Source organism: Paenarthrobacter sp. NPDC090520 (genome assembly GCF_044769205.1).
In the GTDB taxonomy this organism is placed as follows: Bacteria; Actinomycetota; Actinomycetes; order Actinomycetales; family Micrococcaceae; genus Arthrobacter.
Window position 1 is genome coordinate 325,935 of sequence record NZ_JBIVXM010000003.1, and the last position, 9,925, is coordinate 335,859.

Genomic DNA, 9,925 nt, shown 5'->3' on the forward strand with positions numbered 1-9,925 from the left:
TTTGCTGGCGAAGCAAGTTACTGAGCCATCGCAGATAGTGAGAGTCCGCCGTCCAAGACCACCATCTCGCCCACCGCGTAGCTTGCTTCGGGACCCGCAAGCCACAGGTAGATGCCTGTCATCTCTGCAATGCCGGCAGGCCTTCCCAGTGCACCGCTGTAGACGTCGCTTCCGGCGGTAGCATCCAGAAAGCCCGTCCGGACATCGCCAGGACACACGCCGTTAACCAGGATTCCGGACGGCGCCAGTTCCATGGCCATCGATTTCACGAGTCCCATCAGACCCCACTTTGCTGCTGCGTACACCGAGTACCCTGGCTCTGCGGTGAGGCCTGCCACTGAGGAAGTCACGATGATCCTGCCGGGACGTCCATGTGCCAGCATCGCAGCCGCCCCGGAGCGCATGGTATTGAAGGCCCCCTTGAGGTTGTTGTCTATCAGCCAGTCCCAGGTTTCGTTGCTGGTGTCCACGGCGGCTGCCTTAGGCAAGGAGACCCCGGCGTTGGCTACCACTACATCGAAGGGTGCTTGGGCGGCAAAGAAGGATTCGGTGGCGGGGCCGTCGGCAACGTCCAGATGCACCGCCGTCGCACGGGGAATGGCTTCGGCCGCCAGCGCAACCTCTTCACCATCGATGTCCAGCAAGAAAACCGAAGCGCCCGCTCCGGCGAAGCGTTCGGAGACGCCCTTGCCTATCCCCCGGGCGCCGCCTGTCACTGCGATCCGTTTGCCTGCAAAGGGAAATGAACTGTTCATGGGGAGGCTCCTATTTCGACTGGTTGGTGTGCCCTGCCCGCCCCGCGCCATCCAACCAGACGGGGTCCTACCGTCGGGTGAACCCGGAAATCACGCCCTTCCAAGGCACAGATAAAGGAGATGAGGGCGGAAATGGACGGAGTCCGGATCCCGGCCCATATCCCCAGCGACTCAATCGGAACCAAGCCGCATGGAACATCTTCAGTTACGAATCGTCGCTGGAACGTGTGGCCGGTTCTCGGTGGATCTGGTTCACGGGCGCCGGGACCATAAGCCCGCAGGCCAAAGTCATTTCTGCCCACGAAATGTGCACCCAACCCGAGGGCACGCATCACAGCCAGCCGCTCGGCGTCGAGTACGTTCCTAAGCGCCTCAAGCGCCGGGGCGCCAAAGTCGCCCAAATGGAATGCCCCCTGGGGCGGCACCAACCCGTGAGCTTCCTTGGAGGCGGCGACTGCGTTTAGAACAGCAGCGGGCACGTGGGCTGTGGGGTTCGGATTGTTAAGGGAAGAAGAGAATTGATGGCGCGCCGGCGATGCGGCCGGAAACCATTCGGCCAAGCGGATGGCCCCTTCTTTGGATGCTGCCGTCGTGCTGGCCGAGACTTCGAACCACGTCTTGACCGCGGCGACGTGCACGCTTCCATCGCCCGAAGCGTAGGAAAGATGGGGTGTGGTGTTGAGTGCTGCCACGCATGCACTGCCGACAGTGGCACCGGCGGCGGCGAGCGCATTTTCGAAGGCTGCAACCCCGTTGACGTACCCGGTGACGAGGACGCAAAGCTGGCCGGATCGCAGAACCGGCGCCAAGTGGCGGGCCAGCGTCAAGTGCCTGTCGGCAGTGGTCGCAACGAAGACCACGTCGCAGCCCGTCAGGCTGGCATAGTCATCCGTGTACGGGGGAGCCGGAAAATGGGCAATCCCCAAGTGCCCTGTCAGGGATATCCGTCCTGCGTGCCGGAGCCGGTGCAGCAGCGCATGCCCCTGATCCACCATGCACTGGACAGTTGCACCCTGCTGCATGAGGTGGGCAGCCAAAGCCAGGCCCGTGCTGCCGCAGCCGACGATACCAATGCGTGTCACGGGCACACCAGTTCGCCGAAACCGGGACGTCCGGTCACCTGCCCGTCCTTGGCAACGAGGTGTCCCCGGACGTACGTCGCCGTGACTGCGCCCCTTGTCTGGCGCCCCGCCCAGAGCTTGGCAGCATCCTTGCTCGCCGAGTGTTGGCCCGAGGGATCAATCACACCCTCGCGCTCCAAGTCAACCAGAATCAGGTCGGCGTCGGCGCCTACCCGCAGTTCGCCCTTGGATCTCAGCCCGAACACTTCGGCGGCCCGCTGAGAGATGGCGCGGGTCAGCCGGGGCAGGGTGATCCTCCCCTCGTTGACGGCCGTCAGCAGGGCCGGAACCACGGATTCAAGGCCATGGACCCCTGATGGGGCGCTCCAAATGTCGTTCCAACCCTTGTCCTTGTCCGCGGGAGTGTAGGGGGCGTGGTCCGTGCCGATGTAGTCGATGGTTCCATCGGCCAGTCCTGCCCAGAGCGCTTCGACGTCCTCGTCTCCGCGGAGCGGTGGGTTGACCTTAGCGTAGGGTCCCAGGTGCTCGCTGGCGGACAAGGTGTGGAACAAGTGGTGCGGGCACACTTCGGCCGTCAGCGCCTGCCCCTGGGCTTTCGCCCATCGGACCCGCTCCACCGCAGCACCCGTACTGATGTGCGCGATGGACAACCTGGCACCCGCAGCGCCAGCCAGGAGGATAGCCCGCGCCACCGCTTCCTCTTCGGCCAACGGCGGCCGGGATTGTGCGTGGGCGCGCAGGTCCTTTCGTCCGAGGTTCTTCATCTGCGCGGCAAGGCACCCGCAGATGGAGTCACTTTCGGCGTGCACGACGGCGACGCGGCCGGTCACTGCGATCGCCTCCATGGCGGCAAGGAAGGAAGCGTCGTCAGGCAGTGCCCGGGTATCGAACCCCGGATCGGCGTTGGGTGCGGGTGCATTCATGAAGGATTTGAACGCCACCGCACCCGCGGCGGCCTGCTCGGCTATCCGGTTGGTGTTGGTGTGCCCGGCTCCGCCATAAAGTCCGTAATCGACGTAGGCCTTTGGCGCTACCACCTGATTCTTGTAATGCCAGCTTTCCGCATCCGCCACCGCAGGGATCCCGGACGGCATTTCCAAAACCGTGGTCACGCCACCAATGGCGGCGGCACTGGTTCCGGTCGCAAAGGTTTCCCGGTGCGGGTGGCCCGGATCGCGCAGGTGCACGTGCGTGTCGATCATTCCGGCCATGACGACGAGGTTGCTGGCGTCTACGATTTCCACGGACTGGGAAACATCCGGAGGAGTAATTCCACCACGGTCCATGAGGCCAGAGATTTTGCCGTCCTTCACCAGGAGGTCGGCCTCGACAACGCGATCCGGCAGGACCACACGCCCACCAGCTATCAATATCCCGGACTGTTCCATCACTGCTCCGACATCATGATCACGGCACCCTTTGTCTGCGTGAAACCAAGCAGTGCCTCGTAGCTCTTCGAAGTCCCGTAGCCCGACTGCTTGCGGCCACTGAAAGGAAGTTCCACACCATTGGAGAACGTATTGACCATGACTTGGCCACAGTTCAGGTCCCGGATCAACCGGTGCGCCCGGCCGACGTTCGCAGTCCATACCCCGGCGACCAGCCCATAGTCGGTACCATTCGCGAGCGAGACCGCCTCGTCAGTGTCATCGAAGGTGGTGACAGTCAGGACAGGTCCAAAAATCTCCTGCTGCGCGATGGACGCCGCGGAAGAAACGCCGTCAAAGATCGTGGGCAGGATGAAGTTACCGCCCTCCAACGCAGGGTCGCCCGGCGCTCCCCCGCCCACTAAAAGCTCGCCTTCGCCGCGTCCCAGGGCTATGTAATCGAGCACCCTCTGCTGCTGCTTCCGCGAGATCACGGGTCCAAGGCCGGGGTCATCCAGTCCATGGCCAAGCGTGGTGTCCGCGAAGATCCGCACCAGCCGCTCAACGAGTTCCTGGTGGACGCTCCGGTGCACCAGCAAGCGTGAGCCTGCAGAGCACGTCTGGCCGGCATTTTGAAGGATCGATTGCGCCACTACCTTGGATGCGGCGGCGAGATCGGCGTCGCCGAACACGATGTTTGGCGATTTGCCGCCCAACTCAAGGTCCGCAGGGACCAGGTTGGCTGCGGTCGCCTGGCCAATCCGGATACCCACCGGAACCGATCCCGTAAAGGACAGCTTTCCCAAACCGGGGTGCGCTGCCAGCGCAGCGCCCGCTTCCGGTCCCCTGCCCGGTACCACGTTGAGCACTCCGTCCGGCAGCCCGGCATCGCTCATGATTTCGGCCAGGCGGAGGGTGGACAGCGGAGCTTCCTCGGCCGGCTTAAGCACGCAGCAATTACCGGCAGCCAGAGAAGGGGCAATGGTCCGTGTGGCCAGCCCCAGCGGGTAGTTCCAGGGGGTGATGTGGCCGGTTACGCCATAGGGTTCGCGGATCGAGAACGTCACACGGTCCGTCCCCGCCGGAATGATGCTGCCGAACACCGCCTCCACCATGTTGGAGTAGAACTCGAAGAACCGGGCAGCGAAATTCACATCCACCACGGCCTGACGCAATGGCTTGCCCGTGTCCTGGCTTTCGATCCTGGCCAATTCTTGGCCGTTGGCCACGATGGCCGCAGAAATTTTCCGGAGCATCGTTGCCCGTTCGGCGGCTGAAGTTCGCTTCCACCCGGATTCGTAGGCCAACCGGGCGGCGGTGACGGCCTGGTCCACCTGTTCCGCACCACAGGCAGCAACATCCGCCAGTGGCCGCCCGGTGGCGGGGTCCAGGACGACGAAAGAGTCGTCCGTGTCTACTGCCCTGCCGTTGATGTGTCCCGTCCGGCGCTGCGTGCCGAGTGATTGCTGCGTCATGGTTTTCCTCCTGGTTTTGCTGGATGGAGTGGAGCCTGGAATGAGGGCCGTTCGCTGATCCAGTGCCGGGCTATGGCCTCGCGGGTGCTGAACAGGACATCGCCCGCACCCAATGCGTGCTCCACAAAATCACGGAGGCCGGCCATTCGGCCCGCCTGGCCCGTGTGCCGTGGATGAATTCCGATGGACATCATTTTTGGCGTGCCCCGGTGACCTTCCCGCCTCAGCTCATCAAGGCCGCGCGTGCAGGTCTCCCAGAAATCGAAAGGACTGGTGAACCCCATGGGCTGGACCAGCCGCCCCTCGGTATAAGTCAGCGTGTAGGGAACCACCAGGTGCTCGCGGGCGCCGACGTCCAGGAAGTAGGGGAGATCGTCGTTATAGGCGTCGGAGTCGTAAATAAACCCGCCCTCTTCAACAATGAGCCGCCTGGTGTGCAGGCTTGGGCCGGTTCTGGATCGCCATCCCACGGGGCGGCGTCCGCACGTCCGCTCAATCGATTCCACGGCAAGCTTGATACGTTCCCGTTCCTGCTCCGGCGTAAGCTCTGCCGGGTCCGTCCACCGCCATCCGTGGGCGCAGATATCATGGCCCCGCTCGGCAACCCATCCGCTGACCTCGGGGTTCTTCTCCAGAGCCACAGCTGGCGCAAAAAGCGTGGCGGGCAGTCCGTATTCGTCGAGCAGATCGGCTATCCGCCAGATGCCGGCCCGGCTGCCGTATTCATAGATGGATTCGACGGCGAGGTCCCGCTTCCCCGGCTGAGGATCGCGCCCCGGCCCCAGGCTTTCGCCGTGCGGATCACCTTCCAGGACGCTACGCTCAGCACCTTCCTCATAGGCGATGCAAAAATTCACTGCTATGGCCGCATTCCCCGGCCACGTGACCTTAGGCTTATTCCTCCCGTATCCGATGAAGTCCCGCGCAGGGCCTGCATCGTAAGAAGAATCAGTCATTGCCTCCACCCACTTTCCTGATTACAAGCATCGACTACTTCATCACCAATGATGAAGTACAATAGTTGCGGAGTCAACAGCCCACCAAACCGCTCAAGGGCGGGAGGGCTATGGGAAGATGGCTGAATGCAACCGAGCGGACGATTCAACGAGGAAGAAGGGCACACCCGGTGACATCGCCGAATATCGAGATGGAAATCCTGGCCCTCACCCTCATCCGGGAATCGGAACGGCCCGTAGGATCCTCGCGCTTGGCGGAGGCCCTGAACGAGTCCGGCATCCACCTGGCAGAAGCCACGGCCGGACGTTTCCTGCGCTCCCTTGATAAGCAAGGTTTCACCGTGATCCCCCGCCCCAAGCAAGGACGCGTGGTCACGGAACTGGGGCAAAGGCGCCTGGAGGAACTCAAGGGAGCCCTCCGGGTCCAGGAAAACGGCGCCAACCTTGTCCTCGCCGCAAGCACCACAGATCTCAGCGAACTTCTGGACATTCTGGTGGTGCGCCGGGCCGTCGAATCCGAGGGCGCACGCCTGGCCGCAGCGGACGCCACCGATGAGGACCTTGCCGAGATCGCGCGTCAGGCCGCGAGCCACCGCAAAGCAGTGGAGGCAGGTTCGTCGCCGGACCGGGAATCGTCAACAACCTTCCACCGCTCCATAGCTGCAGCCACGCGCAACCGCATCCTCATCTCCATGGCAGATCTCCTCATTGAGCCGGCGAATCCGAATCTGACCAGGGTGCTCGAGGAAGTCTCCCTGAATTCGAAAGTCGTGGCAGAGCAGGCGCACGACCATTCAGAACTGGCCGCAGCGCTGGTGAATCGCGACGTTGAACTGGCCGGGCGCCTCATGAACCTGCACGTCGAACACCTTATTGAGGCAGTCCGGAGTTACCTGGAGAAGACAGCCTCCAAGGGAAAGTGATCAGCTCTGCTTCCCGATCAGGAACTCGGCGATCGAGGGTTCCGTGGGCTTGATCTTCTCAAGCCCGCCGTCGAGGTAGGCCTCCACGATCCGCGGGTCCACGTAGGACGTGCGGGCCACGGCAGGGGTGTTGCCCAGCATCTCCGCAGCCTCCTTCATGGCTTTCACCAAGGCTTGGGGACGGGTCATGGTTCCGTCATTCTTCAGGAGGCACAGGGCTGCCGCTGCCGTGCCCTTCCAGGTGCGGAAATCCTTGGACGTGTACGCCTCCCCCGCGATGCTTCGGAGGTACTCGTTGACCATGTGCCCATCCAAGGGGACCCAGACGCCGTCGTCCTTGTACGACAGCAGCCGTTCCTTGCCGGGCCTGCGCGCCAAAGGTTCCAAAAAGGCCGCCAGGACGGGGTCATTGATGGACGTATCCCACCACTGCCCGCTCTTGCCGGGAAATTTCAGGGCCACGGCATCGTCTTTGATGCGGGCGTGCCTGCACCTCAGGGTGGTCAGCCCATACGAGCCGTTCTGGCGCATGTAGCTTTCCGAACCAACGCGCAGGGCACCAAGGTCCATGAGACGGACGGCCGCCGCCAGGGTTTGCTGCTTCTGCGAGGAAGCGTCCTTCAGGTGCAGGGTGACGGCCCGGCGGATCGAGGGAAAAACCGAGCCGAGTTCCGCTGCGCGCTGGAACTTCTCAGTGTCTTTACGTTCGCGCCAGCGCGGGTGGTACATGTACTGGCTTCGACCGGCCGCATCAACACCGGTGGCCTGGATGTGGGCGTTCTCGTACGGACTGATCCACACATCGGTCCACGCAGGCGGGATCGCCAGCGCTTTGATGCGCTGGCGATCCTCCTCGTTGAGCAGGGTTCCGTCGGGGTGGCGGTAACTGAAGCCCTTGCCCGAGCGGCGCCGGACGATGCCGGGCTTGGACAAGTCGCTTCGCCGAAGCCTGGCCATTCCGGCCGCCCTGCCGTCGTCGTCCCGGGCCGGTTAGGCTTCGTCGGGGTCGGTCACGGCCGTACCGGAACCCATGGTCTCCGCGTTGATCATCCACGCCAACTGCTCAAGGCGGGCGATGAACTCATGGAGGAGGTCCGCCGTCGTGGGGTCTTCGTCGTCAACTTCGTCGTGGACATCGCGCATTGTCTGCACGGCACGTTCGACTCGGTCGGTGACCAGTTTGACGGCGTTCTTGGTGTTCACCAGTCCGCCGGGGAATTCTTCAAGGCGCGTGCCCTTGGCAATGGTGCTGCTACGGCCGTCCGGGAGGGCGTGGAGGGCACGCATGCGCTCGGCGGTATCGTCCGCGAACTGCCGTGTTGCAAGGACCAGTTCATCCAGCTGGAGATGCAAGTCCCTGAAGTTCGGGCCCACAATGTTCCAGTGGGCCTGCTTTCCCTGGAGTTGGAGCTCGATCAGGTCTGTCAGGACGATCTGAAGGTTGTCTGCGAGTTGCTGTGACGCTTTCATGTTTTCCTCTCCTGGGACGCCGTCTGGACGTCCACCCAATCAACCAAGTGACTACTTCAATAACTCTTTCATAAGGGTGCTTAGTAGTACAATGAGGAGTGTCGCTGTTCACAACCGGCGAACCGACCTCACAGGATGGACCGGTTGCACGCAACGGCACAGGCACCATGGAAACGGTGGAACGCTTCCGGGTACCGGCATAACTCAATTGAAGTAAACGGAATGCATGTCAGGAACCCGTCGACTTACCGCCGGATTCCTCCCAGAAAGGAATGTGCTGACCATGAATACGCTTCTGATCATTGCTGGTGCAGTGGCGATTGTCCTTCTTCTTGTGGGCGGCTTCTCGTCGGCCCTTAACTGGCTGCTGTGGGTGGGCGTCATCCTCCTGGTAGTCGCAGCCATCGGCTGGCTTCTCAGCTTCATGTCAGGTCGCCGCGGCCACACAGTATAGAGCCCGCAGCGCGACACCAGCCGCGCCGTCAGGCCGGCACACCCAGATATCAAAAAGACCGTGAGGGCTGTCCCCGCAGCAATGCTGCAGCTTGGGGACGGCCCTCCGGCGCACTACCCCAAGCGGAGGTGCTTGAAGTGGCCGATACCGAGCCGGTCGCACGGACCGGCCGCAATGAATCCACCGAAGAGAAGATGGACCGCAACTGGCTGGAGCTGATCCAGGAACTGCGGGTCCTCCAAACCGGAGTCCAGATCCTGGGCGGCTTCCTGCTGACGCTCCCCTTCCAGTCGAGGTTCTCCACCCTGGACGACTGGCAGACCGGCCTCTATCTCTTCAACGTCATGGTCGCCTCACTGACCACCATCACGATTGTCCTTCCCGTCAGCATCCATCGACGGCTCTTCCGGCGCGGCCTCAAGGCAACACTCGTCTCCAGCGCAGACACCATCACCAAGCTCGCTCTGGCTGGCGTGTCCATCCTGATTGTCGGCTCGGCCGCGCTGGTTTTCGACATGGCCATGGGCAGGAATTCCGGCTTGCTCACCGGCGCAGTCCTCATCCTTGTGGTGTTGGTGATTGTTGTGGGACTCCCCTTCTGGATCCATCGCAAGGCCCTGCAAAACCGGGGGGACTGACGCTGGGAGCGGCCGCGGCCGACGTACCAAAGAAAGGATCTCCACCATGCCAGAAAAAAAGAATCCCAGCCTCAAGGACCCCGAACTTTACGAGGAACTCCGCGATGATGGAGCCTCCAAGGAGAAGGCCGCCCGTATCTCGAATGCGGCTGCCAAACAAAGCCGGGGCGAAGTTGGACGCAAGGGCGGAAAGTCCGGCGACTACGACGATTGGACCGTGGACAAACTTAAGTCCCGTGCAAAAGAACTCGGCCTGAAAGGATACTCGGACAAGAAGAAATCCGAACTCATTTCCATGCTGAGGAACCACTGAATCACCCAACCGGGTCGCAGTAGATGCCGTTTTGGACGCTTCGAATCATGCGGTGATCGCAACACCTGATTATTGAAGGGTGTCGATTGCCGTGGTGAAGTTCTCGAATCGTTTGGTTTCTGAGGTTGTTCAGTCGTTCTGGCAACAGGTAGCGGACGGTTCCCGCTTTGAAGAAGCAGGAGAGTTCGTCGGATGGTCCGTAACGACCGTGCGGAATGAATTGAGGTCCTCGGGAGGGATCCGGCCACGCAGGGGCCGGACCCTTTCGGGGCGTTCGCTGTCCTTTGATGAACGCGAGCAGATCGCTTTGCTCAGGGGTAAGGAATCCGTCCGTGAGATCGCCAGGCGGTTGGACCGGTCGCCCTCGACGATATCTCGGGAACTGCGTCGTAACGCTGATGAGGTCTACTACTACCGGGCCACCACTGCCCACGCCCGGGCCCACGCAAGGGCGGCCAGGCCCAAGACCGCTAAGCTCAAAAGCAACGAAGC

The 9,925-nt window shown here is 62.3% G+C and carries 12 protein-coding genes; 5 read left to right on the forward strand and 7 right to left on the reverse strand.

What is annotated here, in order from left to right:
- Positions 1-17 precede the first annotated feature (17 nt).
- The 5 genes from ACIQTZ_RS06315 to ACIQTZ_RS06335 are packed head-to-tail and all read right to left on the reverse strand — an operon-like array spanning position 18 to position 5,635.
- The gene (locus ACIQTZ_RS06315) at positions 18-755 is read right to left on the reverse strand and encodes an SDR family NAD(P)-dependent oxidoreductase (RefSeq protein WP_402978591.1); all 738 of its coding nucleotides are present in this window, start codon (positions 753-755) and stop codon (positions 18-20) included.
- Positions 752-1,837: an NAD/NADP octopine/nopaline dehydrogenase family protein gene (locus tag ACIQTZ_RS06320; RefSeq protein ID WP_402978594.1), complete on the reverse strand. Its 1,086-nt coding sequence runs from the start codon at positions 1,835-1,837 to the stop codon at positions 752-754. The genes ACIQTZ_RS06315 and ACIQTZ_RS06320 overlap by 4 nt, the downstream gene beginning before the upstream one ends.
- The gene (gene allB, locus ACIQTZ_RS06325; protein WP_402978651.1) at positions 1,834-3,225 is read right to left on the reverse strand and encodes an allantoinase AllB; all 1,392 of its coding nucleotides are present in this window, start codon (positions 3,223-3,225) and stop codon (positions 1,834-1,836) included. The genes ACIQTZ_RS06320 and allB overlap by 4 nt, the downstream gene beginning before the upstream one ends.
- Entirely contained in the window at positions 3,225-4,679 is a 1,455-nt protein-coding gene (locus tag ACIQTZ_RS06330; protein ID WP_402978596.1) for an aldehyde dehydrogenase family protein, read from the reverse strand. The genes allB and ACIQTZ_RS06330 overlap by 1 nt, the downstream gene beginning before the upstream one ends.
- Complete coding sequence (locus ACIQTZ_RS06335) at positions 4,676-5,635, reverse strand: polysaccharide deacetylase family protein (protein ID WP_402978599.1); 960 nt, start codon at positions 5,633-5,635, stop codon at positions 4,676-4,678. Before ACIQTZ_RS06335 ends, ACIQTZ_RS06330 begins: the two co-directional genes overlap by 4 nt.
- Positions 5,636-5,805: 170 nt before the next feature.
- Between ACIQTZ_RS06335 and ACIQTZ_RS06340 the strand changes: the two genes are divergently transcribed.
- Positions 5,806-6,558 (forward strand): FCD domain-containing protein, encoded by a 753-nt coding sequence (locus tag ACIQTZ_RS06340; protein WP_402978601.1) that lies wholly within the window; start codon positions 5,806-5,808, stop codon positions 6,556-6,558.
- Here the strand turns inward: ACIQTZ_RS06340 and ACIQTZ_RS06345 are convergent, their stop codons facing one another.
- Both ACIQTZ_RS06345 and ACIQTZ_RS06350 read right to left on the reverse strand, forming a co-directional pair.
- Positions 6,559-7,515, reverse strand: coding sequence for a DNA topoisomerase IB (locus ACIQTZ_RS06345; protein ID WP_402978604.1), 957 nt, complete (start codon positions 7,513-7,515; stop codon positions 6,559-6,561).
- Between the two features lie 33 nt (positions 7,516-7,548).
- Complete coding sequence (locus tag ACIQTZ_RS06350) at positions 7,549-8,028, reverse strand: Dps family protein (protein WP_402951399.1); 480 nt, start codon at positions 8,026-8,028, stop codon at positions 7,549-7,551.
- Between the two features lie 283 nt (positions 8,029-8,311).
- Between ACIQTZ_RS06350 and ACIQTZ_RS06355 the strand changes: the two genes are divergently transcribed.
- The 4 genes from ACIQTZ_RS06355 to ACIQTZ_RS06370 all read left to right on the forward strand — a co-directional run.
- Positions 8,312-8,482 (forward strand): hypothetical protein, encoded by a 171-nt coding sequence (locus ACIQTZ_RS06355; RefSeq protein WP_402978607.1) that lies wholly within the window; start codon positions 8,312-8,314, stop codon positions 8,480-8,482.
- Between the two features lie 137 nt (positions 8,483-8,619).
- The gene (locus ACIQTZ_RS06360; RefSeq protein WP_400335729.1) at positions 8,620-9,120 is read left to right on the forward strand and encodes a DUF6328 family protein; all 501 of its coding nucleotides are present in this window, start codon (positions 8,620-8,622) and stop codon (positions 9,118-9,120) included.
- Between the two features lie 46 nt (positions 9,121-9,166).
- The gene (locus ACIQTZ_RS06365) at positions 9,167-9,433 is read left to right on the forward strand and encodes a Rho termination factor N-terminal domain-containing protein (RefSeq protein WP_400335730.1); all 267 of its coding nucleotides are present in this window, start codon (positions 9,167-9,169) and stop codon (positions 9,431-9,433) included.
- A gap of 79 nt (positions 9,434-9,512) precedes the next feature.
- A partial coding sequence (locus ACIQTZ_RS06370; RefSeq protein ID WP_402978610.1) for a helix-turn-helix domain-containing protein occupies positions 9,513-9,925 on the forward strand: 413 nt, incomplete at its 3' end.